Source organism: Marinitoga sp. 1197 (genome assembly GCF_001021165.1).
Lineage (GTDB): Bacteria > Thermotogota > Thermotogae > Petrotogales > Petrotogaceae > Marinitoga.
Genome location: NZ_AZAY01000045.1, coordinates 1 through 25,041, shown reverse-complemented (window position 1 = coordinate 25,041; position 25,041 = coordinate 1). Strand labels below are relative to the sequence as shown.

Below are 25,041 nucleotides of genomic sequence, written 5' to 3'. Positions count from 1 at the left end.
TACTATCTGTCTTGGGAGGTCGTCTAATGGCAGGACAGCGGACTCTGGATCCGCCGATGGAGGTTCGAGTCCTCCCCTCCCAGCCATTTTAAACAGTTTTAGGCACACGCCTGTAGCTCAATTGGTAGAGCGGCGGTCTCCAAAATCGCAGGCTGGGGGTTCAAGTCCCTCCGGGCGTGCCATTTTTAAGAATGTGGGCCATTAGCTCAGCTGGTAGAGCGGCTGACTCTTAATCAGTAGGCCGTGGGTTCGAATCCCGCATGGCCCACCATTTATTGTTTCTTATTTTTAAAGAGGAAGCCACCCAGTAGCTTCCCACCTCGGACAAATAAGTCGACAGGGGTTTAAAATTTACGGGAAATACATGGGTGGAGATTACTCCACCCATTTTTTATATATTTGATTTCTCATGTAAGCAAACTGTTTGGTTTTCTTTTTTCATCAGTTATTTGATAAATACTTTGTTTTATTATATAATCAAAATTTTTATTTTTATTTCTTTTCGCGTATGCGAAAAAGAACAGGAGGGATAAGTATTAAAAAATCAAAAGATACAACTTTGAGAAACGAGGAAATTAAAGTAAGGGAAGTTATGGTAATTAGTAATTTGGGAGAACAATTAGGAGTAATGGAAACAAAAAAAGCTTTACAATTAGCTTATCAAGAAGGACTCGATTTAGTTTTAGTTTCACCAAATTCAAATCCACCAGTTGCTAAAATCATGGATTTTGGCAAGTATAAATATGAAAAAGAAAAAAGGGCAAAAGAAGCGAAGAAAAAACAGAAAAAACAAATATTAAAAGAAATGAAATTTAGGTTGAGAATTGATGAACATGATTTTAATACGAAAGTGAGGAGAATTAGAACTTTCCTCGAGGATGGTAATAAGGTTAGGGTTGTCGTAATGTTTTTAGGAAGAGATATTATGTTTACAGATAGAGGAAAAGAAATATTGGAAAAAGTTATAAAAAAGGTTGAAGATATTGCAGATGTTTCTCGAGCACCAAAAATGGCTGGAAGAGATATGGACATGATTTTATCACCAAAAACAAAAAAATAATTCAAAGGAGGATTATTTATGAAAATTAAAAGACATTCTTCATCAGCAAAAAGATTTAAGGTAACAGGTTCAGGAAAAATCAGAATGAGAAGATCAAATGTTGGACATAATACAAGAATAAGAGGAAAAAAGAGAATGAAAAGATTACATCAGTATAAAGACATCCCAACAGGTTTAAACGATAAAGTTGAAAGATTACTCGGATTGAAATAATAAAAATAGTCGAAAGGAGAGACTTAAATGAGAGTAAAGAGAGCCATTCATGCCAAGAAAAAAAGAAGAAAATATTTAAAAGCCGCTAAAGGTTATAGAGGCGCTTTAAGCAGAAGATACGTATTGGCTAAACAACAGTTCTTTAGATCAGGAAAATATGCATACGCTGGTAGAAAACAAAAGAAAAGAGACTTCAGAAGATTATGGATTACAAGAATAAATGCAGCAGCAAGAAACGAAGGATTAAAATATAACGATTTAATCCATGGTTTAAAATTAGCTGGCGTAACTATTAATAGAAAGATGCTATCTGAATTAGCTGTAAATGATTACGAAGCTTTCAAAGAATATATTAATATCGCAAAAGAAGCTTTATCTAAATAATATAATATTTGAGGCACCTGATGGTGCCTCAAATATTATATTTTATTTAATTTCAAATATTTTTATAATATAGTCATAAGATTTATCTATTTTACTTATAATCTCATTTCTCACATCAATTAAATTAATTTTTTTCAAATTCCAGATTTTTGTTTTCAATACCATTAAAACAGGTTCCTTTATATTCATATCTGGAATTTTATATGATTCCAAAAATAATGGATTTTTATTTTTTATATATACTTTCGCTAATTTTCCAAACTCTATTACTAAAGATTTATTTTTAAATTTATCTGGAATACCAAATACAAAATGAACTTCATTTAAAGTATAATAATAATATATATCTTTTTGCCATACATTATAGGTTTTTAAAATATTCTCCAGTGTTTTATCATCAATGTATTTATACAATGATAAATATTTTAAGCCTTTTAATTTTTCCGATAATATATATTTCTTTATTAATATTTCATCGCCCTGTACAAAAAAACTTGGAATTATAATTGGCGATTGGTAAATTGACATATTTGCAGATATTTTTATTTTTTTGTTATATTTTTTTGCTAAATTATTATATATTTCTTTTAAATCTATGATTTCATCATCTATTAGTTTCGGATACAATGAACTCATGTATTTAGAAGGTTTTTCCGGCATTAATGATAAAAAATATTTTCCTTCATTATCAAAAAATATATTCAAACTTGGAAATTTGTTGTTTATATCAAAAATAGAAAATGCCACTAAATGTGTATATTCGTCAGCTAATTTATCTTTTTTTTCATTAAAATATTTTATTGCCATTTTCTTTAAATTTGTTAAGCCTCTTAAATCGCATTTGAGTAGCATTTTGTCACCTCACCTAAAAATCATATTTATTAAATTAAGAAAATCAGTATATAGGATTTTTTTATCATCAGCTGTATAAAATATGGGTTGTATTGTTTTAGTTTTTATTGTTTTCTTTGCATCAAAAATTATTTTAAATTTTACATATTTCCCAAAATAATATGCATCACCTTCAAATACCACATTAATCTTATTTAAATTTTTTATACAATACCATTTTGTATTTGAAAAAAAATTATCAAAATATGATCCTATTTTTTTATCTGGATATCCATAAAAAGAACTATTTTTTATTATATTTATGTATTCTTCGTCAGTAAGACGAATTTCAAACATGTCTTTTATATAAAAGAAATAGATAAAAGACAACATTAGAAATAATACTATTATTGAAACTGATATTATAAGTATAATATATTTAGCAGGTATGTCTTTAATATATTTCACCCCCTATTTATTTTTTCTATAATTGTATAAATAAATCCCTTGAATTATTAACATCATTAAAGTATAATTGTATTAAAACATAGATTTTAGATTTTGATTTTTTATTTATAATAGACTACCTGAAAATTCTAAAGAAAATATGATTTATAATAAACATTTGATAAAATAATGACAAATGTTATTAGGAGGTAAAAATATGGATATTGGAAAAAGGTATACACCAGATAAAATAGAAACAAAATGGTATAAATTCTGGCTTGATAACGATTTATTCAAAGCAAAGGGAGAAGGAAATGGAAAATTTTCAATGGTTATACCTCCTCCAAATATAACTGGAAAAATACATATGGGACATGCTCTTAATATAACCTTGCAAGATATAATAACCCGTTTCAACAGAATGCAGGGAAAAGATACCTTATGGCTTCCTGGAGAAGATCATGCAGGTATTGCGACTCAACATGTTGTTGAAAAGTTTTTAATAAAAAGCGAGGGAAAAAGAAAAGAAGAATATGGAAGAGAAGAATTTATAGAAAAAGTTTGGAAATGGGCTAATGAATATAAGGAATATATAAAAAAACAAATTATGGCCATAGGTGCATCTGTTGATTGGTCAAGGGAAAGATTTACATTAGATGAAGGGCTTAATAAAGCTGTAAGAAAAGTTTTTGTTGAATTATATAATGAAGGATTAATATATAAAGGAAAATATATTGTAAATTGGTGTCCAAGCTGTGGTACTGTATTATCTGATGAAGAAGTTGAACACAAAGATGAAAAAGGCGCATTATATCATATAAAATATCCTTTAAAAGGTGAGAATAACTATATAATTATCGCAACAACTAGACCAGAAACAATGTTAGGGGATACCGCTATTGCTGTTCACCCATCGGATGAAAGATACAAAGATTACGTTGGTAAAACCGCTATATTACCATTAGTTGGAAGAGAAATACCTATTATAGCAGATAAATACGTTGATCCATCATTCGGAACAGGTGCTTTAAAAGTAACCCCTGCACATGACCCAAATGATTATCTTCTTGGACAAAGGCATAATTTAGAATCTGTTCAAATAATGGATGAATATGCAAAAATAAATGAAAATGGAGGAAAATATTCCGGATTAAACAGAGAAGAAGCAAGAAAAGCGGTTATTGAAGACCTGGAAAAAGAAGGTTATTTAATAAAAATAGATGAATTAGAACATTCAGTTGGTCATTGTTATAGATGTAATACTGTGGTAGAGCCTTTTTTACTTGATCAGTGGTTTGTTAAAATGAAACCTTTAACAGAAAAAGCTATTGAAGCTGTTGAAAAATCTGATATTAAATTCTATCCTTCAAGATGGAAAAAGGTATATTTGAATTGGATGAATGAAATCAGGGATTGGTGTATTTCAAGACAGTTATGGTGGGGACATAGAATTCCAGTATGGTATTGTGAAGACTGTGGCCATATAAATGTCTCAGAAGAAAATATACAACAGTGTCAAAAATGCGGTTCTACAAACATAAAACAAGATGAAGATGTTTTAGATACATGGTTTAGTTCAGCATTATGGCCATTCTCTACACTTGGTTGGCCAGAAAATACAGATGACCTAAAAAAATACTATCCTACAGATTTACTTGTAACAGGATTTGATATCATCTTTTTCTGGGTAGCAAGAATGATAGTTATGGGCGAAAAATTTATGAAAAACAAACCATTTTCTGATGTATATATACACCAATTAGTCAGAGACAAACATGGAAGAAAAATGTCAAAATCCCTTGGGAATGGCATTGATCCATTAGAAATTATAGAAAATTTTGGTGCTGATCCTATGAGATTTACATTAGCTATTTTAGCAGCTCAAGGGAGAGACATTAAACTTGATCCTAAATCCTTTGAGTCATATTCAAAATTCGCAAATAAAATCTGGAATGCTACAAGATTTGTTTTATTAAATATGGATGATTTTGAAAAAATTGAACTTACTCCAGATATGCTGGAATTAGAGGACAAATGGATGCTATCTAAATTAAACAAAACAATAAAAATAGTCTCAAGTTCTCTAAAAAAATATGAATTTAATATCGCTGCGAGAGCTTTATATGACTTTTTCTGGAATGAATATTGTGATTGGTATATAGAAGCTGTAAAAAATAGATTAAAATCAAAAAATAAACTAATTGCTCAAAATGTTTTAGTTAGAGTATTAGATACGTCTTTAAGACTTTTGCACCCATTCATGCCTTTCTTAACAGAGGAATTATGGCAGAATTTACCAAAAATTAATGAAGAAAAGTATTTAATAACTGCAAAATGGCCTGAATTTAATCCTGAACATGATTTTGAAAAAGAAGAATATGAGTTTGAAAAAATAAAAAGTTTTATTAGAGGCATAAGGAACGTTAAAGCCGATATAAATATACCTCAAATCACAAAAATAGAAATTGCATATAAAACATTAGGAGATAATAGCTGGATAAAAAATAACGAATCAATAATAAAGGAATTAGCCTTTGTTACGGAAATAAATGTTGTTGATGAAAAACCAGAAAAATCTGCTACATCATATGTTGATGAAACCATAGAAGCATATGTTAAATTGGGAGAATTAATAGATATCGATGCAGAAAAAATTAGATTAAATAAGAAAAAGGAAAAATTAGAAAAAGAATTTATAAAATATGATAAAAAATTGAAAAATAATAAATTTATTTCCAATGCTCCAGAGGATGTAATAGAGGATGTAAAAGAAAAGTATTCAACAGTAAAAACACAAATAGAAAAATTAGAAAAATTAATAGAGGAGCTAAAATAGTATGATTTCAACATTAAAAGAAGCTGTTGAATATATATATGATAGACGTGGTGGAACAAGAATCAAATATGGATTAGATAGAATCAATAAATTATGTGATTTATTGGGAAATCCTGAAAGGGATTTCCCGGTTGTTCATGTCACAGGTACAAATGGTAAAGGTAGTACATCTAAAGCTATACACAATATTTTAAAAGAACATGGTTTAAAAGTCGGTTTGTTTACATCACCTCATTTAACTCATATTTCTGAGAGAATAAAGATAAATGGAAAATCAATAAAAGATAGTGAATTTATTGCAATATTAAATGAAATGATTTTCTCTATTGAAAAAATGGATAATATGAAAGATGAAATGTCTCCTTCTTTTTTTGAAATAATCACAGCACTTGCTTTAAAATATTTTTCAAACCAAAATGTAGATGTTGCCGTATTAGAAGTTGGTTTAGGAGGTCGATTAGACGCTACAAATGTTGTAGTTTCTGATGTTTCTGTTATAACTACCGTTCAATATGACCATATGAATTTATTGGGAAATACCTTGGAAAAAATTGCTTTTGAAAAAGCGGGAATAATAAAAAATAACAATAACGTAGTTTTGGGTAATATAACGGATTCTGCCAAAAAAATAATCCTTCAAAGAGCTAATGAAGTTGGAATTAATAATGTTTTTGAATTTGAAAAGGATTTTACTTTTAAAAATCCTGCTTTTTCTTTGAACTGGAATTCCATAGATTATAAGAGTAAATATAATAAAATTGATAATTTGATTTATAAAGCCAATGGGACATATCAGCCTTATAATATTTCAACTGCTATAATGGCTGTTGAAAGTTTTTTTGAGAAAAAAGATAAAAAACTTGATATTAATAAAACTAAAAAAGCTCTAAAAGGTTTTTTATGGGAAGGTAGATTCGAACTATTAGAATATAAAAATAAAAATGTTATTTTAGAAGGTGCACATAATATTTCTGGTGCTTTAGCTTTAAAAAATTCTATAAAAACGTATATAAAAAGCTTTAAAAAAGCTGCTTTAGTTGGCATATTGGACGATAAAGATATTGAAGGAATGGTTAATATTATAGCAAACGAATTCGATTATATTATCATTACTCAAGTTCCAAATAAGCGTTCAAATAATCCAGAATATGTATATGAATTATTTAAAAAATTTAATAAAAATGTTATTTTCATTAAAGATCCTGTTGAAGCCTTTAACAATTTGCTTTCTTCACCATATGATTATTATTTTGTCACTGGGTCTTTGTATTTAGTTGGAAAAATACGCGGATATATATTCAATCTGGAGGAAATTTGATGATTAGAAAAATTACCGGGTTAATACAAACATTAACCACATCTGAAATAATTATACAATCGGGAAATTTTTACTTTGAAAGCATTCCAACATATAGAATATTAAAAAATTGCGAAAAAAATAAGGAATATTTATTCGAAACATATTTAGATATAAACGAATGGAATATATCTCTTTATTTATTTTATGATGAATTTGAAAGAAATATGTTTTTATCTTTAAAAAAAGTTTCTAAATTAGGTGCAAAAAGTGCTATTAAAATAATTCAAAACGCTGATGCGAAAAATATAGCTAATATGATTTCCACAAATGATATAAATGGATTATCAAAATTACCCGGAATTGGCAAAAAAACTGCTGAAAGAATCGCCAATGAATTAAAAAATAAATTTGAATCTTTTATTTCAACAGACAATAATAATAAATTTAATGATGCTTTAGACGCCTTAGAAACCTTAGGATTTGATAGAAATAAGATTTATACTATCTTAAAAGATTTAGATCTTAATAGTCTTTCTTTAGAAAATATTATTACACAAGCCTTGAAGAAATTGTGATAATATCTTAATTTTAATTAATGAAAATAATGTTAAAATATATATTGATATACAATTGGGGGTGTACTATGAGGATTTTAATTTTAGCTGCTGGTTTGGGAAAAAGGATGAAATCAAAATATCCAAAAGTTATGCATAAAATAATGGAAAAAGAATTGGTAAACTGGGTTATCGATACAGCAAGAAAACTAAATCCAACAAAAATAGGAGTGGTTTTAGGTCATAAAAGTGAGATGATACAAAATATACTTCCAGAAGATGTTGAAATTTACTATCAAAAAGAGCAATTAGGTACCGGCCATGCTGTAATGTCTGCTAAGGATTTTATAAACGATGAAAACATATTAATATTATACGGAGATACGCCTTTAATAACTGCTAACACATTAAATAAGCTTATTGAAAAACATAATTCAACTGATGCTGATGCAACTATATTAACTGCTATTTTAGATAATCCAACAGGATATGGAAGAATATTAAAAGATATTAAAGGAAATTTTATAGATATCATCGAAGAAGCAGATACTGATGAAACACAAAAGAAAATAAAAGAAATAAATTCTGGATTTGTTATATATAAAGGCAAGAAACTAATAGATGGTTTAGCAAAAATTAAACCAAATAATAATCAAGGTGAATATTATCTAACTGATGTAGCAAAACACTTAAATTATGTTGAAACGTATATTTTAGAAGATTTTTCAGAAGCACTTGGAATAAATAACAGAATACAACTTGCTGAAGCTGAAAAAATAATGAAAAAAAGAACTCTAACTAATTTGATGATAGACGGAGTTACTATTATTGACCCTGATACAACATATATATCTCCTGACGTAAAAATTGGACAGGACACTATAATTTATCCTATGACATTTATTTACGGAAAAACTGAAATAGGTGAAGAGTGCGAAATAGGACCAATGACTCGAATTGAAAATTGTAAGATTGGTAATTTTGTAAAAATTTTCAGGTCTGAATGTGAGGAAGCCATAATTGAAAATAATGTTTCTGTTGGGCCATATTCAAGGTTAAGAACAGGTACGGTATTAAAAGAAAATGTAAAAATTGGAAATTTTGTAGAAACTAAAAAAACCACTATAAGTAAAAATACCAAAGCACAACATTTAACATATTTAGGTGACGCATTTATTGGTGAAGACACAAATATTGGAGCAGGAACAATAACATGCAATTACGATGGGAAAAATAAACATAAAACATATATTGGAAACAATGTTTTTGTTGGTAGCAACACAGCTTTAGTTGCACCAATAAAAATTGAAAATAATGCTCTAATAGGAGCTGGTTCTACAATAACTGAAAACATCCCAGAAGGAGCGTTGGCTCTTGGTAGAGCACGACAGATAAATAAAGAAAACTGGGTATTTAAAAAGAGGGAGAAAGGAGAGTAAAAAAATGCCTTTTTCAATGGCCCACGAAATTAAAATTTTTACCGGGAATTCTAATCCCACATTAGCTGAAAAAATTGTTCAATATTTAGGCATAAGATTAAGTGAAGTTGAATTAAAAAGATTTGCTGATGGTGAAGTGAATTTGAGAATTGGTGAAACTGTTAGAGGATTGGATACATTTGTTATTCAATCAACATCTTCTCCAGTAAATGAAAATTTAATGGAATTATTAGTTATGATTGATGCTCTAAAAAGAGCTTCTGCAAATTCGATCGCTGTTGTTATCCCATATTTTGGATATGCAAGACAGGATAGAAAGGCGAGAGGAAGGGATCCTATTTCAGCTAAATTAGTTGCAAACCTTTTAACTGTTGCTGGCGCAACAAGAATAGTCACGATTGATTTACACGCTGAACAAATTCAGGGTTTTTTTGATATACCTGTGGATAATTTAATGGGCTTTCCTGTATTCGTAAATTATTTTAAAAATGAATGTGAAGATTTCGATTCCAATTCATCAGTTGTTGTATCACCTGATGTTGGTGGTGTAAAAAGGGCAAGAAAGTTTGCAGAAAAAATGAATTTACCTCTTGCTATCCTTGATAAAAGAAGACCAAAAGATAATGTTGCAGAAATTGTAAATATAATTGGTGATGTTAAAGATAAAACTGCTATCATTTTTGATGACATAATAGATACGGGTGGATCTTTGGTTGGAGCTGCTGAGATGTTGAAAGAAAAGGGAGCTAAAAAAGTTATTGCTTGTGCAACGCATGGCGTTCTTTCCAAAAATGCAAAAGAAAAGTTACAAAATTCAGTAATTGAAAAAGTATATGTTACAGATACAATATATCATAATGATTTGCCTGGTAAATTTCATGTATTATCGGTAGCGTCACTTCTCGGAGAAACTGTAGCCAGAATTAAAAATAATCTATCTGTAAGTATATTATTTAAATAATTAAACAAAATAATTTATTCATATAGGAGGGATTCAAATGGCAAAAGTATACCAACTAAAAGCTATTGAAAGGAAAGATGGAGAAAAATCAAATCATGTAAAAAAAGAGGGTTTTATCCCTGCAGTAGTGTATGGACCTGGTTTAGAAGGAAACATTCATTTAAAAATTTCTTCAGTTGAAACAATATTAATGCTTGATAAAATTGAAGAAACTACACCTATTCAATTGAATATTGAAAAGGAAAATGGCGAAACATACAAAGTTACAACATTTTTAAAAACTGTTCAAAGACATAAAGTAACGGATAAACCTATTCATGCAGATTTCTATGTACCTTCAAAAGGACATAAAATGCATCTTAATATCCCAATAGAATTTGTTGGAGAAGCAAAAGGATTATCCAGAGGTGGTATGTTAGATATACACCATCATGAATTACCTGTTGAAATTTTACCAAGAGATATTGTTGAAAAATTTGTTGTTGATATAACTGATTTAGATGTTAACGACCATTTAACAGTAAAAGATTTAAATATTGCTGAATCTATAGATGTTTTATTGGATGAAGATGAAATTATTGTATCAATTCCAGTAGCTGGAAGAGTTTCTGAAACTACTGAAGAAACAGAAGAAGAGGGAGAAGAAGCTTAATATATGAAAATAATAATTGGATTAGGTAATCCAGGCCCACGTTATGTATTTACAAAACATAACGTGGGGTTTTTGGTTGTAGATAGATATTATGAAATAAATAAAGATAAATTTAAAAAAACAGAAAAAAGATCTTTTGAAGGATATTATAATAATGAAATAATCCTGGTAAAACCACTTACATATATGAACTTAAGTGGAAAAGTTTTATATGAATTAAAAGAATATTATGATAATCCAGAGGATATAATAGTAATATATGACGATGTTGCTTTAGAATTAGGAAAAATAAGAATTAGACCTAACGGTTCATCAGGAGGACATAACGGTTTAAAATCTATAATATCTACCTTACAAAGTACAGATTTTCCAAGAATTCGTGTAGGAATTGGTCCAAAACCAGAATATATAGATCTTGCAGATTATGTTTTAAGCGAATTTTCAAATGATGAATATTATAAAATAAATAAAGTAATAGATAAGATAATCCCCACAATAGATCTAATATTGGAAAATAAAATCGTTGAGGCTATGAATAAATATAATAATAAAATGCTTACTGGAGATGACATTTAATGAAATGCCATTTATGTCAAAAAAATAATGCTGAAATAATACAGAAATTCGATTATGACGGCATTGAAACAAAAATCGGATACTGTCAAAACTGTTTAAATGACGTGGCTAAATTTCATACTATTCCTGTAAATAAAAATAAATTAAGTTTATTTTCTACCAATGTTTTTTTTAAAAATAGATTTCCAGTCAAAAATAAATCAATAGAAATTAAAAATGTCAAAAGCCGGGTAATAATAGAATTTCCAATAGCTATAAAAAGTTTATTATTTTCAGATGATGATAATTCAAAACTCAGAAACACTCAAACATTAATAAAACGCGGATTCGAATTTTGGAAAAATGAATACGAAATTGCAAAAAAGGAAATGAATGAAGAAAGAATGAAATTAATAGAAGATATATTGAACAAAATAAAAAAATTGTTATAAATATAAAAAACAGGCACAATGCGCCTGTTTTTTTTATTTATAACATAATCTTTGCCTCTTCATACGTATCGAGAATATTCATCAATCTATTAACTTTAGTAATATCTAAAATATCTTTTATTAAAGCATTAATATTTATAAAAATCAATTTATTGTTATATGTCCTTGCCTTTTGGATTAAAGAAATTATTATCCCAAGACCGTTACTATCTATAAAATAAACATTTGAAAAATCTACAATTATTTTAGCATCTTTAAGCATTAGCGTTTTATTTAATGCTTCTTTTATTTTCTGGCTATTTTCAACTGTAATATTATTTAAAAATCTTACTTTAAAAAAATTCTTCTTTTTTTCCAATATAAAATATTCATTCATATCTATCCCTCCTGATATATAATCGTCTTTTAAAAGTTTTTGCTTTAATATTAGAAATTTATGATATAATAACCATATAAAAAATAGCGAATTGTTTAGATTCGCAAAGAAGGGAGGATTTTAATGAACGTTATAAACTTAAGTGGTATTATCTTTGGCCTGATTGGAATTATTTTTACTGTCTTTCTAACTTTTAAAGTATTGGAAAACTCTCCAGGAAATGAAAAAATGCAAAAAATATCAGGAGCTATTCAAACTGGGGCAAAGGCATTCTTAACTTCAGAATATAAAATTCTTTATATTATTGTATTACTTATTTTCCTATTGCTTGGATTTACAAATAATTGGATAATGGCTTTATCGTTCTTTTTAGGATCAACATTATCCGTTGCTGCAGGTTTTTTTGGCATGAGTATTGCAACAAAAACCAATACTAGAACCGCTCAAGGTGCTATTGAATCCTTGAGTAAAGGTTTAAAAATAGCTTTTAATGGTGGAGCAGTAATGGGAATGACTGTAGCTTCGCTCGGATTATTTGGTCTGGGTTTAATCTATTATTTGACAGATGGCGATACAATTGCTATGAGTGGATATGCTATGGGGGCATCACTAGTTGCATTATTTGCAAGAGTTGGTGGAGGAATTTTTACCAAAGCTGCTGATGTCGGTGCAGATTTAGTTGGAAAAACTGAAGCTGGAATTCCAGAAGATGATCCGAGAAATCCTGCTGTAATTGCTGATAATGTTGGAGATAATGTTGGAGACGTTGCAGGTATGGGCGCAGATTTATATGAATCATTTGTTGGATCCATATTTTCAGCTTCTGCACTTGGTGTTATCTTATTTAATGAAAAAGGATCTGTTTTCCCTTTTTTAATCGCGTCTATTGGCATATTATCAGCTATTATCGGTATAATAATTTTTAATTTAAGTTTGAAAAATAAAGAAAATGTCAATCCTTCAAAAGCGTTGCATTTCGGCACATATATTGCAAATGGATTAACGCTTATAGGAGTATTATTTTTATCATTAATTTATCTTAAAACTATAAATCCATTTTTTGTTATTTTTTTAGGAATGATTGTTGGAATGATTATTGGTAACATTACTGAATATTATACTGCAAAAAAACCTGTTAAACAACTTGCTAAAAGCGCGGTTAGTGGTGCCGCACCTTTATTGATAAGTGGTATGGCTATTGGAATGGAATCTACTGCTATTCCTGTTATATTAATATCTTTTGCAACTATAATTTCATATAATTTACTTGGATTATTCGGAATAGCCTTAGCTGGTGTTGGAATGCTGGCTACTCTCGGCATTACTCTGGCAATTGATGCCTATGGACCTATTGCGGATAATGCTGGTGGTATTGCTCAAATGGCCGAGCTTGATTCATATGTTAGAGATAGAACAGATCAATTAGATGTTGTCGGTAATACTACTGCAGCTATAGGAAAAGGTTTTGCTATAGGTTCTGCTGCTTTAACTGCACTGGCTTTATTTGCCTCATATACAAAAGTTACTAATTTAAGCATCATCGATTTATCAAAATCACAAGTATTCATAGGAGCTTTAATTGGTGGTATGCTACCATTTTTATTTTCTTCAATGGCTATGAAAGCAGTTGGAGATGCCGCTGAAATAATGGTTCAGGAAGTAAGACGACAATTTAAAGAAATTGTCGGTCTAATGGAAGGAAAAGCTGATCCTGATTATTCTGCCTGTGTTTCAATTGCTACTAAAGGTGCTTTGAGAAAAATGGTTTTACCTTCATTACTTGCTGTTTTTATGCCTATTTTAATGTTTTTTATCCTAGGTAAAGAAGCTGTTGCAGGCATGCTTGTGGGAACGACAGTTTCAGGTGTAATGCTTGCAATATTTATGGCAAATTCTGGTGGTGCATGGGACAATGCAAAAAAATATATAGAAGAAGGCAACTTTGGAGGAAAAGGTACATTTGCTCATAAAGCTGCTGTCATAGGAGATACTGTTGGTGATCCTTTTAAAGACACTGCCGGACCAGCAATAAACATATTAATAAAACTTATGTCTATAATATCAATTGTTGTTATTCCAATATTAATAAAAATCTTCGGGTAAAGGAGGATTAATATGAAAAGAATTGCCGTTTTAAATGTTGGTGGAGATTGTCCTGGTTTGAATAGTGCTATTAGAGCTTTAGTTAGAAAATCCGCTATGGAAGACATTGAAGTCTTAGGAGTATATGATGGTTTTAAAGGTTTTTTAGAAGATAGAGTATTTGTAATGACAAAAGAACATGTATCAGGAATATTGGAACGTGGTGGAACTATTTTAGGCTCTTCTAAATTTGATCCTACAAAAAATTCTAACGATCTGTTGAAATTAAAAGAAAATTTTGAAAAATATCAGATTACTGCCTTTGTAATAATGAGTGGACATACTGGTACAGAAATAGCCATAAAATTATCGGATGAAGGTATGCCTTCAATTATAATTCCTGCAACAATAGATAATGATTTACCATGGACCGATTTCAGTATAGGTTTTTTTACAGCTTTAGAAACAGTAACAAAAACTCTTGACTCTCTTCATTCTACAGCTAGCGCCGGTCATAGAGTTATTGTTGTCGAAGTTGGTGGCGATGAAGCTGGTTGGCTGGCTACATTAGGAGGTTTAACCGGCGGAGCTGATTATATATTAATTCCCGAAATTAAATTTAATCCTGATAAATTAATTGAAAATATAAGAAAAAGATACGAAGAAGGTAAAAAATTCTCCATTGTTGTAGTACAAGAAAAATGTTCATTATCTGAAAGATTAAAAATTATTAAAGAAAAATTACCTGAAAGTTCCCCTTCTGAAATAGTTTCAAGATATATTAAAAACACTATTGAAGGAGTTGAATGCAGAAATGTTAATCTGGGCTATATGCAAAGGGGAGGAACACCTGTATCTTTTGATAGATTGATCGCAACAATGTTTTCAACAAAGGCTATTGAATACATAAAAAAAGGAAAAGTCAATATTGCACTATCTCTAAAAGGTTTCGAAATATCGAGTGTACCTTTTTCACAAGATTTATTAAACAATAAAGAAATTGACTCCAGAATTTATGAAATGGCAAAAATATTTTTCTAAAAAAGCCCGTACGGGCTTTTTTTATTTTTATGCATCAAATTCTTTATTCTTCATATATATATATATATATATAATGGTTCGTAAAGTTAATAATTAATTTCTTATGTTAATATAAGAAATGAAATTTTTTTCATACTTGACAAGTATATTAAAATATAGTAAAATATAAACAAGTTTTTACGTTTAATACATTTGAATAGGGAGGGATTCTATGAAAAAAATTTTAGTGGCAGTGGTTTTAGTCCTTTCTATGGTATTGTATGCGAATATCAAGATTGGTGTAGTATTACCAATGACTGGAGGAATTGCAGCTTTTGGTGAAATGAGCTGGCAGGGTGTGGAATTAGCTCATGAAATGTATCCAGAAGTTTTAGGCGAAAAAATTGATCTTGTATTAGTAGATAATAGATCAGAAAAAACAGAAGCCGCAAATGCTGTAAGTAGGGTTATCGATAAAGAAAAGGTTGTTGCTATTATTGGTGAAGTTGCAAGCGCTCATTCTTTGGCTGGTGGTGCTGTTGCAGAAAGAAAGAAGATTCCTATGTTAACTTCTTCCTCAACAAACCCATTGGTTACTAACAGAAAAAAATATGTTTCACGTGTATGTTTTATTGATCCTTATCAGGGTGCTGCCGCTGCAATTTTTGCATTTAAAAATTTAAACGCAAAAAAAGCCGCTGTATTTATTGATGTTGAACAAGATTATAGTGTAGGATTAGCAAATTTCTTTAAAAAGAAATTCCAAGAATTAGGCGGAAATTACTTTATCGAATTTTTCAAAACTGGTGATCAAGAGTTCAGTGCTCAATTGACAGATGCCATTAACAAAAATCCTGATGTTTTATACATCACAGGTTATTATCCAGAAATTTCATTATTTGCAAGACAAGCAAGAATGTTAGGTTTTAAAGGTCCTATTTTAGCCGGTGACGGTGCAGAAGCTCCTGAATTAATAAAAATCGGAGGAGATGCAGTAGAAGGATTATATTACACAACTCATTTCCATCCAAAAGGTGCTGCAACCGAAATGACAAAGGTTTTTGTTGAAAAATTCAGGGAAAAATTTGGTTCTGAACCTGGCGCAATGCACGCATTAGGATTTGATGCATATTTAGTATTAAGAAAAGCTATTGAAATGGCTGGAAAACCTGACCCAAAGGCTATAGCAGAAGCTATCAGACAAGTTAAGAATTTTGAAGGTGCTACTGGTATGATAACAATAAACAAGAACGGGGATGCAGAAAAATCTGTTGTTATTGATATGGTTAAAAATGGAGAATTTACATATGTTACAACTGTAAATCCTGCAGCTGAATAATATATAAATAAAATAAATCCCCGGAATTCCCGGGGATTTTTTAAAAAAACGGAGGTGTCGGCATTGAGTGGTTCTATTTTTCTTCAAAACTTATTTAATGGAATAATGTTTGGTGGATTATATGCTCTTTTAGCGGTTGGATATACCATGGTTTATGGTATATTACGATTGATAAATTTCGCTCATGGAGATATTATGATGATGGGCGTTTATTTTGCTCTTTATGCTTCAATTGCTGGAGCTCCATTATGGCTTGCTGTTATAATAGGGGTCATTGGCGCTTCAATTTTAGGATTTTTAATTGATAGAATTGCATATAAACCTTTAAGAAATGCCCCAAGAATTTCTGCTTTAATAACAGCTATTGGTATGAGTTTCTTTTTAGAAAGTTTTGCTGTTGTTGTTTTCGGGGCTGTTCCAAAATCATTTACAGCTGTTTTTAATGAAAAAAACAGATGGATTTTGGACAAAACATGGAATATTGGTGGTGCAAGAATTCCCATATTAACTTTTATAGTATTTTTTATAACTGCTTTATTATTCTTGCTTTTATTCTGGATAGTATATAGAACAAAGATTGGTATGGCTATGAGGGCTATCTCTTCAGATATTCCTACAACTTCTTTAATGGGAATTAATGTAGATATGGTTATAGGATTTACCTTCGCACTCGGTTCAGCCATGGCAGCAGCTGGAGGAATTATGTGGGCTATGAGATATCCTAATGTTCAGCCGTATATGGGATTCATGCCAGGACTAAAAGCTTTCATAGCTGCCGTATTGGGGGGAATAGGTTCTATTCCAGGCGCAGTTGTCGGAGGGTTTTTATTGGGAGTGTTAGAAATATTCCTCGTCGCTTTAATGCCATCTGCTGCTGGATACAGAGATGCTTTTGCTTTTATAATACTCATTGTTATTTTATTAATAAAACCAGATGGACTATTGGGTAAAAAGTCCGTAGTAAAGGTGTGATAGTATGAAGAAATTAAATTATACTTTAACCATTATATTTATTGCTTTATTTACACTTTTCCTATATTATGCTCAAGGAAATTTTAGTGATTATACTTTAAGAATTTTTACTCTTATACCTATATATGCAATTATGGCTGTAAGTTTAAATTTGATAAACGGTATTACAGGCATTTTTTCTTTAGGTCATGCTGGTTTCGTGTTATTAGGTGCATATACTTCCGCATTACTTACTCTTGAACCATTTCAAAAGGAAATTTCATATATAATAGTACCTATTCAACCATGGTTATTAAATTTACATTCTAATTTCCTTATAGCTACGTTGGCCGGTGGCCTTATAGCTGCTATATTTGCATTTTTAATTGGATGGCCAACATTAAAATTATCAGGTGACTATTTAGCAATTGCAAGTTTAGGATTTGCAGAAATTGCAAGAGTTTTAGCCAATAATTTAATAAGCGTAACAAATGGTCCTTTAGGATTAAAAGGACTTCCAAATTACACTAATCTTTATTGGTCATGGGGTTGGTTATTAATTACTTTAATAGCTATAATAAGCTTAATTAAAAGTTCTTATGGAAGAGCATTAATAGCTATCAGAGAAGATTCCATTGCAGCTGAATCAATGGGAATAAATGTATTCAAACACGAACTTATGTCTTTTGTTTTCGGAGCATTTTTTGCTGGAATTTCTGGTGCATTATATGCACATTGGTTAACAACTATCGATCCAAGAATTACAACATTTGGACCGCTGTTAACATTTTATATTTTAATTATGGTAGTGCTTGGAGGATTAGGAAGTATAACAGGATCTATCATAGGAGCTGGTGTATTTGCATTAATGTTTGAATATTTACGTTCTTTAGAAGAACCTTTTGATATATTTGGCGTTCATGTTCCAGGTATTCCTGGAATGAGAATGTTAGTCATATCTGCTATATTTATATTTATTATGATTTTTTGGCAAAAAGGTATTATGGGAAGAGCAGAATTTTCATGGGAAAAATTTTTAAAATTATTTGGAATAAAGGTTAAAAAAACTTCCATAGTTGAGTTATATATGAAAAAAGAAGGTGATGTTGAATGAAAAAAATTCTTGAAATGAACCATATTACCATGCAATTTGGGGGACTTATTGCTGTTAATGACTTTCATAATCAATTATATGAAGGTGAATTGCTTGGTTTAATAGGCCCTAACGGAGCTGGGAAAACAACTGCATTTAATGTTATTACTGGCATATATATACCAACAAAAGGAAAAGTAATATTTGATGGAATAGATATCACACCATTTAAACCTCATGAAATTACTCATCTTGGAATTGCACGAACGTTTCAAAACATCAGACTTTTTCAAGACATGACTGTTTTAGAAAATGTCATAGTTGCTCAACATCATATGTTATCAAATACTGATGTGGATAAAATTCTCAAAAAACACGGAAAAAAAATGAAAGGAAGTTCTTTTTTATGGTTTATTAAGGCTTTAACTAAAGTTGGATATATACATAAAGAAAAAGATATGATTAAAGAAGGATTATTGCTTTTAGAAAAAGTTGGATTATTAGACTTAGCAGAAGAAAAAGCTTCTTCTTTACCATACGGATTACAAAGAAAATTAGAAATCGCAAGGGCTTTAGCAACACATCCAAAAGTATTGTTATTAGACGAACCTGCTGCAGGGATGAATCCTCAGGAATCTGAAGAATTAATGCATTTTATACGTCAAATCAGAGATGATTTCAACCTTTCAATATTATTGATAGAACATGATATGAAAGTTGTAATGGGAATATGTGAAAGAATTTTGGTTCTGGATTATGGTGCTATTATAGCTGAAGGAGAGCCAAAAGATATACAAAACAATCCAAAAGTTATCGAGGCTTATCTTGGAGAGGAGTGGAAGAATGCAAAAGCAGAATGAAATTGTTCTTGAAATAAAAAATCTTAATATTTATTATGGTGCTATTCACGCTGTAAAAGGGATAAATATTAAAGTTCCAAGAGGTAAAATTATAACATTAATCGGAGCAAATGGAGCAGGCAAAACTTCCACTCTTTCTTCTATTGCTGGAATGGTTAAACCAAAAGAAGGTGAAATATTATATAAAAATAATAATATAGCAGGAAAGTCTCCTCATGAGATTAATAGAATGGGTATTGCTTTAGTTCCAGAAGGAAGACGTATTTTTCCAAATCTTACAGTATATGAAAATTTAATGATGGGTGCTTTCAATAGGACTGATAAAGAGGAAATTGAAAGGGATTTACATTGGGTTTATAACCTTTTTCCAAGACTGAAAGAACGATTAAAACAACTTGGTGGAACATTATCTGGCGGGGAACAACAAATGCTTGCTATTAGCAGAGCATTAATGAGCAGACCAGATGTTATTATGATGGATGAACCATCTTTAGGGCTTGCACCTGTATTAGTATCAGAAGTTTTTGACATTATCAAGATAATAAATGAAAATGGCGGCACTATTTTACTTGTTGAACAAAATGCTGCACAGGCATTAAAAATATCTCATTATGGATATGTATTGGAAACGGGTAAAATAATTCTCGAAAATGATTCTGATTTATTATTAAAAGATGAAAATGTACAAAAAGCTTACTTAGGAATGGCATAATACGCCGTCATACTCCGTTCGTGTAAAGCAGTAGCTCCTAAAATTAGGAGCTACTGTCATTTTTTATTAATATATTTCTTTTTTCTAATAATATTAGAAGCGGCAATCCCAAAAGATAGCAGGCAATAAATTCGCCAATACCAATCCAAAATACTGTTGGCCAATACGGAACATTGGCAAGAGGAGCAACATATGCCGAAACTCCAAAAGCATTAACTATAACTGGAGGTAAAGGAGCTAAATATTTATTTGGCATTTTATAAGTTAAATATGCTGCAAATAATGTTAACGCACTACCTAAAAAGATATCAATAGCCCCAAATCCTCCAAACACATTAGCCAGCATAGCGCCGATATATAATGCTGGAATAAATACTGGATTCAAAAATGGCAAAACCGTTAACGCTTCTGAAACCCTAACCTGCATCGGTCCATAGCTAATGGGTTGTAATAAAACCGTTAATGCTACATATAATGCTGCTACAACACCTGCCAATACCATGTTTTTAGTTTTCATTATAACACCTCCTTGTTTTGTTAAGGCGGGTGCCGCGACCGCCGGATGAATTATATCTAAATTTTATTATTAGAGAAATAAAAATATGTTAAAATAGTGAAGTGATAATAAAAAAAATAATTCCAATACCAAGAGAGATTAATGCATGTTTATCGTTTTTTCTTATTTTATCTTCGTTTTTCATGTATCCCTTTCTTGTTTCTTTTACAGAAGAATTAAACAAATATATTCCATTTAGCGTAAAGATTACTCCTAAAAAGAAAAAAATATTTGCCCACATTTTTTTACCTCCACACATCCTTTGAATTTTTACATTAAAGTATTATAATTATATCATGCATAGTAAAAGGAGGTATTAACATTGAATAAAGAATTAACTCCACCACATAATACAGAAGCAGAAGAAGCTCTATTGGGAAGTATATTTTTAGATCCTCAAGTTTTACCTGATGTATTGGAAGAAATTAGATCTAATGATTTTTATAATCAACAATATCAAATTATTTTTAAAATAATAGAAGATTTATTTGATAGAGGACTTCCTGTTGATGCTATTTCAGTTATGGAGAATTTACGAAATGCTAATCTTCTTGAAAAAGCTGGTGGGGAAGATAAACTTATATATTTAGCAGAAGTGGTTCCCACTCCTGCGAATGTATTGTATTATGCTAAAATTGTAAAAGATAAATCACTTCTTAGAAGTCTTGTAAGTGTTAGTTCTGAAATTGTTGAAGCTACAAGAACTATTGGTGAAGCTGAGGAAATTTTAGATTTTGCAGAAAAAAAAATATTTGAAATAGCCGAATCTCGTGCAACAAGAACATATGATTCAGTTCCTAATATTGTTCATGATGTTTTTGAGAAATTAGATGAATTAAAAAAAAGGGCATCTATTGAACCAAATGCTCTTGTTACTGGACTACCTACTGGTTTTATTTCTCTGGATAGATTAACATCTGGTTTTCATAGATCTGATTTAATAATTATTGCTGCAAGACCTTCCATGGGTAAAACAGCATTTGCTTTGAATGTTGCCAGTAACCTTGCTATAAAGTATAAAATACCCATAGCAATGTTCAATCTGGAAATGTCAAAAGAACAATTAGTTCAAAGAATTTTATGCGCAGAAGCAGAAGTAGATTTGCAAAAGGTTAGAACTGGCATGTTAAACAATGATGATTGGGACAAATTGGTAAATGCTGCACATAAACTTTCACAATCAAAAATTGTTGTTGACGATGAACCTGGATTGGATCCTAGAACATTACGTGCAAAAGCTCGTAGAATGAAAAGAGAATATGGAATTGAAGCTATTTTTATTGACTACTTGCAGTTAATGTCATCTAAAAATAGAGGTTCTGAAAGCAGACAACAGGAAATTTCAGAAATATCACGTTCATTAAAACTATTAGCGAGAGAATTAAATGTTGTTATTGTTGCTCTATCACAATTATCTCGTGCTGTTGAACAAAGAGAAGATAAAAGACCGCGATTAAGTGATTTAAGAGAATCTGGCGCTATAGAACAGGATGCTGATATGGTTATGTTTTTATATAGAGATGCTTACTACAAACGAAAAAAAGAAAGTGACAAAAAAGATAAAAATAACGAAAATCTAATACTAAATCATCCCCATGAATCGGAATTAATTATAGGCAAACAAAGAAACGGACCAGTTGGTACTATTAAATTAATGTTTGATCCAAAAGTAACCTTATTTTACGAAAAAGATAGCATTCATAGTGATTCTTACTAATTATTACTATGTCTAAAAAGTTAAATTCATTCAGATAGAAAACAAGAATTTTAAACCAATAGCCCACCGCAAGTTAAATAATTACGGCGTACTATTTAAGAATTTTTTATTTTTGAAAAATACAATTTTTAATCCAAAAAACCGTTGTAAGCGTGTAACACCGCAGGTGTGCTATTGATAATACGGAGGAGAAAGCATGAAAGAAAATTTAAAAAACAAAATTTTAAAACTAATAAAAAACAAACCACTCTTACAAAAAGAATTATATGATAAATTAAAAGCTAAAAATAAAAATGAAAAAAAAGAAATACGAAATATATTGAAAGATTTGCAGGAAGAAGGAGAAGTCTATAAAAATTCAAAAAATAGGTTTTGCATTGTTGGAAATAATATGAAAATCGGTATTATAGAATTTACCCGACGTGGAAGTATGGCATTTGTAACTACAAAAAAAGGAGAAGAGATTGCCATTACTTTAGAAAATACAAAAAATGCTATGCATAAAGATCTGGTATTAATAGAAATAGTAGGGTCATGGCGTGATTTGCCAAAAGGAAAAGTTTTAAGAGTATTAAAAAGGAATATTACAAAAATTGTTGGTATCTTTGAACAAAAAAAGTTATTTGGCTTTGTCTTGCCAATTGATCAAAAAATAAATACAGATTTTTATGTTTCACCTGAAAATTTCAATAAAGCCAAACCGGGACAAATAGTTGAAGCTAAAATAATAAAATATACAAGAAAAAACCCTGAAGTAAAGATAACTAAAATTATAGGAAATGTTAATGACCCAAAGGTTGATCTACCTATTGTAATAATAAAACACGATCTACCAGAACCTGGTGTATTTCCTGAAAATGTTATGAAAGAAGCTTTATCTATACCTAAGACAATTCAGAAAAAAGATTTAAAAGGAAGAAAAGATTTCAGGGACGAATTAATCGTAACTATTGACGGTGATAATGCAAAAGATTTCGATGATGCTGTTCAGGTGAAAAAATTAGACAACGGAAATTATCTATTAGGTGTTCACATTGCTGATGTTTCAAATTATGTAAAAGAAGGGTCTAATTTAGACAAAGAGGCATTTAAAAGAGGTACAAGTATTTATTTAATAGATACAGTTATACCTATGCTACCTCATGAACTATCTGATTGGATCTGTTCTCTGGTTGAAGGTGAAGATAGATTAACTATGTCTTTGTTAATGGAGATAGATAAGGATGGAGAAGTTGTTAATTTTGATGTATATAATGGCATTATTAATAGTAAAAAAAGATTAACATATAATAAGGTGAATAAAATATTAAATAATGATGCTGACTCTGAACTCGAAAAAGAAATTGGATGGTTAAGACCAAACTTGGAATTAATGAAAGAATTAATGGAAATTATAAGAGAAAACAGAAGAAGAAGAGGTGCTATTTTAGACATAGAAGGTGGAGAGGTTAAATTTATTTTTGATGAAAAAGGTAATGTCGAAGATATTATTCCTGTTGAAAGAGGTATATCAGAAGTTATAATAGAAGAATTTATGATAAAAGCTAATGAAACAATTGCTTCCATATTCGATTCTCAGGGATTACCTTTTATTTATAGGATTCACGAAGAACCTGACCCTGATATGTTATTACAACTTAAAAATTACTTAGAAATAGTGGGATTGAGATATAAATTTCCTAAAAACATACATCCTAAATTATTGCAGGATATGTTGGAACATTTAAAGGATCATCCACTAAGAAAAAGCATTCAAAAATTGCTTGTAAGATCTTTAAAAAGAGCAGTATATTCTGATTTAAATGTTGGACATTTTGGATTAGCATCACAAAATTATACACACTTTACATCCCCAATAAGAAGATATCCGGATTTAATTGTACATAGGCTATTAAAAAAATATTTAAAAAATAAAGGTACTCTAAAAAGTAAAGAAATTGAAAAATATTCTAAATTACTTCCAGAAATAGCTTCCCATAGTTCTAAAAGAGAAAGAGTTGCTAATGAAGCCGAATGGGATTTGAATGATATGAAAAAAGTTGAATATATAACAAATCATTTAGGTAAAACATTTGAGGTTTATATAACAAATATAATGAAATTTGGTATGTTTGTTGAAATACCAGAAAAATTTATACAGGGACTTATACATGTTTCTTCAATGGATGATTATTATGTATATAATGAAAAACAAAATGTTTTGATTGGAGAAAAAACTAAAAAGATATATAGGCTTGGAGATAAATTAAATGCTAAAGTTATAAACGCAAATAAATTAACAGCTGAAATAGATTTTGAAATCGTTGAAAAAGATGAAGACAATATCGAAAAGAAATTGAAACAAACATTTCCTAATGCAAAAGTTAAAATAAAAAGAAAGAAAAAAAGAAAATAAAATAAAAAAGAGCCGCACGGCATGGATTACCAATGCGGCGGCCCCTATACCCCCCTTAGGTATTTTTTATTTTCATTATTTATTATACCATAAAAACACAAAAAAGTAACACTTGACTTTTTAAATTCAAAATTTTGTAACATAGTCATTTTTAATCACAAAATACAAAAATATAATAAAAAAATCCTGCAAAGCAGGATTTTTTTATTTCAGATTGAAGACAAACCTCTTTGCTAAATCAAGCAGAGAGGTATTT

The 25,041-nt window shown here is 29.9% G+C and carries 25 protein-coding genes and 3 tRNA genes; 23 read left to right on the top strand and 5 right to left on the bottom strand.

The annotated features are described in order from the left end of the window. The first annotated feature begins 12 nt into the window (after nucleotides 1-12). From X275_RS09450 to rplT, 6 genes are all read left to right on the top strand, one after another. Nucleotides 13-86, top strand: a tRNA-Gln gene (locus tag X275_RS09450). 20 nt (nucleotides 87-106) lie between these two features. Then, nucleotides 107-182, top strand: a tRNA-Trp gene (locus X275_RS09445). A 13-nt stretch (nucleotides 183-195) separates the two neighbouring features. Next, nucleotides 196-271 (top strand) — tRNA-Lys (locus tag X275_RS09440). A 237-nt stretch (nucleotides 272-508) separates the two neighbouring features. Further along, nucleotides 509-1,060, top strand: a complete 552-nt coding sequence (gene infC / locus X275_RS09435; RefSeq protein WP_231588316.1) for a translation initiation factor IF-3 — start codon at nucleotides 509-511, stop codon at nucleotides 1,058-1,060. A gap of 18 nt (nucleotides 1,061-1,078) precedes the next feature. Continuing rightward, on the top strand, nucleotides 1,079-1,273 hold the full coding sequence (locus tag X275_RS09430; RefSeq protein ID WP_047266916.1) for a large ribosomal subunit protein bL35: 195 nt from the start codon (nucleotides 1,079-1,081) through the stop codon (nucleotides 1,271-1,273). A gap of 27 nt (nucleotides 1,274-1,300) precedes the next feature. Continuing rightward, nucleotides 1,301-1,657, top strand: a complete 357-nt coding sequence (rplT, locus tag X275_RS09425) for a 50S ribosomal protein L20 (RefSeq protein WP_047268575.1) — start codon at nucleotides 1,301-1,303, stop codon at nucleotides 1,655-1,657. A 42-nt stretch (nucleotides 1,658-1,699) separates the two neighbouring features. Here rplT and X275_RS09420 read toward each other — a convergent pair whose 3' ends face one another. Continuing rightward, the gene (locus X275_RS09420) at nucleotides 1,700-2,509 is read right to left on the bottom strand and encodes a DUF4895 domain-containing protein (RefSeq protein ID WP_047268574.1); all 810 of its coding nucleotides are present in this window, start codon (nucleotides 2,507-2,509) and stop codon (nucleotides 1,700-1,702) included. Between the two features lie 9 nt (nucleotides 2,510-2,518). Then, a complete protein-coding gene (locus X275_RS09415; RefSeq protein ID WP_047268573.1) occupies nucleotides 2,519-2,956 on the bottom strand; it encodes a hypothetical protein in 438 nt (145 codons plus the stop codon). A gap of 196 nt (nucleotides 2,957-3,152) precedes the next feature. Here X275_RS09415 and X275_RS09410 point away from each other — a divergent pair, with 196 nt between their 5' ends. The 8 genes from X275_RS09410 (at nucleotide 3,153) to X275_RS09375 (ending at nucleotide 11,684) form a co-directional block, all read left to right on the top strand. Further along, nucleotides 3,153-5,771 carry a valine--tRNA ligase gene (locus X275_RS09410; RefSeq protein WP_047268572.1) on the top strand — a complete coding sequence of 873 codons (2,619 nt, stop codon included), beginning with the start codon at nucleotides 3,153-3,155 and terminating at the stop codon, nucleotides 5,769-5,771. Between the two features lies 1 nt (nucleotide 5,772). Then, the gene (locus tag X275_RS09405; protein WP_052913829.1) at nucleotides 5,773-7,089 is read left to right on the top strand and encodes a bifunctional folylpolyglutamate synthase/dihydrofolate synthase; all 1,317 of its coding nucleotides are present in this window, start codon (nucleotides 5,773-5,775) and stop codon (nucleotides 7,087-7,089) included. Continuing rightward, a complete protein-coding gene (ruvA, locus tag X275_RS09400; RefSeq protein WP_047268571.1) occupies nucleotides 7,089-7,646 on the top strand; it encodes a Holliday junction branch migration protein RuvA in 558 nt (185 codons plus the stop codon). Before X275_RS09405 ends, ruvA begins: the two co-directional genes overlap by 1 nt. 68 nt (nucleotides 7,647-7,714) lie before the next feature. Further along, entirely contained in the window at nucleotides 7,715-9,064 is a 1,350-nt protein-coding gene (gene glmU, locus X275_RS09395; protein WP_047268570.1) for a bifunctional UDP-N-acetylglucosamine diphosphorylase/glucosamine-1-phosphate N-acetyltransferase GlmU, read from the top strand. Nucleotides 9,065-9,068: 4 nt separating this feature from the next. Continuing rightward, a complete protein-coding gene (locus X275_RS09390; RefSeq protein ID WP_047268569.1) occupies nucleotides 9,069-10,025 on the top strand; it encodes a ribose-phosphate pyrophosphokinase in 957 nt (318 codons plus the stop codon). Nucleotides 10,026-10,062: 37 nt separating this feature from the next. Next, entirely contained in the window at nucleotides 10,063-10,677 is a 615-nt protein-coding gene (locus tag X275_RS09385) for a 50S ribosomal protein L25 (RefSeq protein ID WP_047268568.1), read from the top strand. A 3-nt stretch (nucleotides 10,678-10,680) separates the two neighbouring features. After that, complete coding sequence (gene pth / locus X275_RS09380) at nucleotides 10,681-11,253, top strand: aminoacyl-tRNA hydrolase (RefSeq protein WP_047268567.1); 573 nt, start codon at nucleotides 10,681-10,683, stop codon at nucleotides 11,251-11,253. Beyond that, the gene (locus tag X275_RS09375; RefSeq protein WP_047268566.1) at nucleotides 11,253-11,684 is read left to right on the top strand and encodes a hypothetical protein; all 432 of its coding nucleotides are present in this window, start codon (nucleotides 11,253-11,255) and stop codon (nucleotides 11,682-11,684) included. The genes pth and X275_RS09375 overlap by 1 nt, the downstream gene beginning before the upstream one ends. A 37-nt stretch (nucleotides 11,685-11,721) precedes the next feature. Here the strand turns inward: X275_RS09375 and X275_RS09370 are convergent, their stop codons facing one another. Next, entirely contained in the window at nucleotides 11,722-12,060 is a 339-nt protein-coding gene (locus tag X275_RS09370) for an STAS domain-containing protein (protein ID WP_047268565.1), read from the bottom strand. A gap of 123 nt (nucleotides 12,061-12,183) precedes the next feature. Between X275_RS09370 and X275_RS09365 the strand changes: the two genes are divergently transcribed. The 7 genes from X275_RS09365 (at nucleotide 12,184) to X275_RS09335 (ending at nucleotide 20,117) form a co-directional block, all read left to right on the top strand. Further along, on the top strand, nucleotides 12,184-14,163 hold the full coding sequence (locus X275_RS09365; protein ID WP_047268564.1) for a sodium-translocating pyrophosphatase: 1,980 nt from the start codon (nucleotides 12,184-12,186) through the stop codon (nucleotides 14,161-14,163). A 12-nt stretch (nucleotides 14,164-14,175) separates the two neighbouring features. Then, on the top strand, nucleotides 14,176-15,183 hold the full coding sequence (locus tag X275_RS09360; protein WP_047268563.1) for a 6-phosphofructokinase: 1,008 nt from the start codon (nucleotides 14,176-14,178) through the stop codon (nucleotides 15,181-15,183). A 211-nt stretch (nucleotides 15,184-15,394) separates the two neighbouring features. Further along, nucleotides 15,395-16,501: an ABC transporter substrate-binding protein gene (locus X275_RS09355; RefSeq protein ID WP_047268562.1), complete on the top strand. Its 1,107-nt coding sequence runs from the start codon at nucleotides 15,395-15,397 to the stop codon at nucleotides 16,499-16,501. 63 nt (nucleotides 16,502-16,564) lie between these two features. Then, nucleotides 16,565-17,473, top strand: a complete 909-nt coding sequence (locus tag X275_RS09350; RefSeq protein WP_084825178.1) for a branched-chain amino acid ABC transporter permease — start codon at nucleotides 16,565-16,567, stop codon at nucleotides 17,471-17,473. Between the two features lie 4 nt (nucleotides 17,474-17,477). Next, entirely contained in the window at nucleotides 17,478-18,566 is a 1,089-nt protein-coding gene (locus tag X275_RS09345) for a branched-chain amino acid ABC transporter permease (RefSeq protein ID WP_047268561.1), read from the top strand. Next, nucleotides 18,563-19,405, top strand: coding sequence for an ABC transporter ATP-binding protein (locus tag X275_RS09340; protein ID WP_047268560.1), 843 nt, complete (start codon nucleotides 18,563-18,565; stop codon nucleotides 19,403-19,405). The genes X275_RS09345 and X275_RS09340 overlap by 4 nt, the downstream gene beginning before the upstream one ends. After that, complete coding sequence (locus X275_RS09335) at nucleotides 19,389-20,117, top strand: ABC transporter ATP-binding protein (protein WP_047268559.1); 729 nt, start codon at nucleotides 19,389-19,391, stop codon at nucleotides 20,115-20,117. Before X275_RS09340 ends, X275_RS09335 begins: the two co-directional genes overlap by 17 nt. A gap of 43 nt (nucleotides 20,118-20,160) precedes the next feature. On the opposite strand, the gene X275_RS09330 is transcribed toward X275_RS09335, so the two are convergent. Both X275_RS09330 and X275_RS09325 read right to left on the bottom strand, forming a co-directional pair. Then, a complete protein-coding gene (locus tag X275_RS09330) occupies nucleotides 20,161-20,634 on the bottom strand; it encodes a QueT transporter family protein (RefSeq protein ID WP_052913827.1) in 474 nt (157 codons plus the stop codon). Nucleotides 20,635-20,722: 88 nt separating this feature from the next. Then, complete coding sequence (locus X275_RS09325; protein ID WP_047268557.1) at nucleotides 20,723-20,914, bottom strand: hypothetical protein; 192 nt, start codon at nucleotides 20,912-20,914, stop codon at nucleotides 20,723-20,725. Nucleotides 20,915-20,995: 81 nt separating this feature from the next. Here X275_RS09325 and dnaB point away from each other — a divergent pair, with 81 nt between their 5' ends. Both dnaB and rnr read left to right on the top strand, forming a co-directional pair. Continuing rightward, nucleotides 20,996-22,390, top strand: coding sequence for a replicative DNA helicase (gene dnaB / locus X275_RS09320; protein WP_047268556.1), 1,395 nt, complete (start codon nucleotides 20,996-20,998; stop codon nucleotides 22,388-22,390). Between the two features lie 196 nt (nucleotides 22,391-22,586). Beyond that, entirely contained in the window at nucleotides 22,587-24,785 is a 2,199-nt protein-coding gene (gene rnr, locus X275_RS09315) for a ribonuclease R (RefSeq protein WP_047268555.1), read from the top strand. Nucleotides 24,786-25,041 lie beyond the last annotated feature (256 nt).

Excerpts from the sequence above, each read along its gene's own strand:
- infC (WP_231588316.1), top strand. The coding sequence starts at position 509 with ATGCGAAAAAGAACAGGAGGGATAAGTATTAAAAAATCAAAAGATACA.
- X275_RS09430 (WP_047266916.1), top strand. The coding sequence starts at position 1,079 with ATGAAAATTAAAAGACATTCTTCATCAGCAAAAAGATTTAAGGTAACA.
- rplT (WP_047268575.1), top strand. The coding sequence starts at position 1,301 with ATGAGAGTAAAGAGAGCCATTCATGCCAAGAAAAAAAGAAGAAAATAT.
- X275_RS09420 (WP_047268574.1), bottom strand. The coding sequence starts at position 2,509 with ATGCTACTCAAATGCGATTTAAGAGGCTTAACAAATTTAAAGAAAATG.
- X275_RS09410 (WP_047268572.1), top strand. The coding sequence starts at position 3,153 with ATGGATATTGGAAAAAGGTATACACCAGATAAAATAGAAACAAAATGG.
- X275_RS09405 (WP_052913829.1), top strand. The coding sequence starts at position 5,773 with ATGATTTCAACATTAAAAGAAGCTGTTGAATATATATATGATAGACGT.
- ruvA (WP_047268571.1), top strand. The coding sequence starts at position 7,089 with ATGATTAGAAAAATTACCGGGTTAATACAAACATTAACCACATCTGAA.
- glmU (WP_047268570.1), top strand. The coding sequence starts at position 7,715 with ATGAGGATTTTAATTTTAGCTGCTGGTTTGGGAAAAAGGATGAAATCA.
- X275_RS09390 (WP_047268569.1), top strand. The coding sequence starts at position 9,069 with ATGCCTTTTTCAATGGCCCACGAAATTAAAATTTTTACCGGGAATTCT.
- X275_RS09385 (WP_047268568.1), top strand. The coding sequence starts at position 10,063 with ATGGCAAAAGTATACCAACTAAAAGCTATTGAAAGGAAAGATGGAGAA.
- pth (WP_047268567.1), top strand. The coding sequence starts at position 10,681 with ATGAAAATAATAATTGGATTAGGTAATCCAGGCCCACGTTATGTATTT.
- X275_RS09375 (WP_047268566.1), top strand. The coding sequence starts at position 11,253 with ATGAAATGCCATTTATGTCAAAAAAATAATGCTGAAATAATACAGAAA.
- X275_RS09370 (WP_047268565.1), bottom strand. The coding sequence starts at position 12,060 with ATGAATGAATATTTTATATTGGAAAAAAAGAAGAATTTTTTTAAAGTA.
- X275_RS09365 (WP_047268564.1), top strand. The coding sequence starts at position 12,184 with ATGAACGTTATAAACTTAAGTGGTATTATCTTTGGCCTGATTGGAATT.
- X275_RS09360 (WP_047268563.1), top strand. The coding sequence starts at position 14,176 with ATGAAAAGAATTGCCGTTTTAAATGTTGGTGGAGATTGTCCTGGTTTG.
- X275_RS09355 (WP_047268562.1), top strand. The coding sequence starts at position 15,395 with ATGAAAAAAATTTTAGTGGCAGTGGTTTTAGTCCTTTCTATGGTATTG.
- X275_RS09345 (WP_047268561.1), top strand. The coding sequence starts at position 17,478 with ATGAAGAAATTAAATTATACTTTAACCATTATATTTATTGCTTTATTT.
- X275_RS09340 (WP_047268560.1), top strand. The coding sequence starts at position 18,563 with ATGAAAAAAATTCTTGAAATGAACCATATTACCATGCAATTTGGGGGA.
- X275_RS09335 (WP_047268559.1), top strand. The coding sequence starts at position 19,389 with ATGCAAAAGCAGAATGAAATTGTTCTTGAAATAAAAAATCTTAATATT.
- X275_RS09330 (WP_052913827.1), bottom strand. The coding sequence starts at position 20,634 with ATGAAAACTAAAAACATGGTATTGGCAGGTGTTGTAGCAGCATTATAT.
- X275_RS09325 (WP_047268557.1), bottom strand. The coding sequence starts at position 20,914 with ATGTGGGCAAATATTTTTTTCTTTTTAGGAGTAATCTTTACGCTAAAT.
- rnr (WP_047268555.1), top strand. The coding sequence starts at position 22,587 with ATGAAAGAAAATTTAAAAAACAAAATTTTAAAACTAATAAAAAACAAA.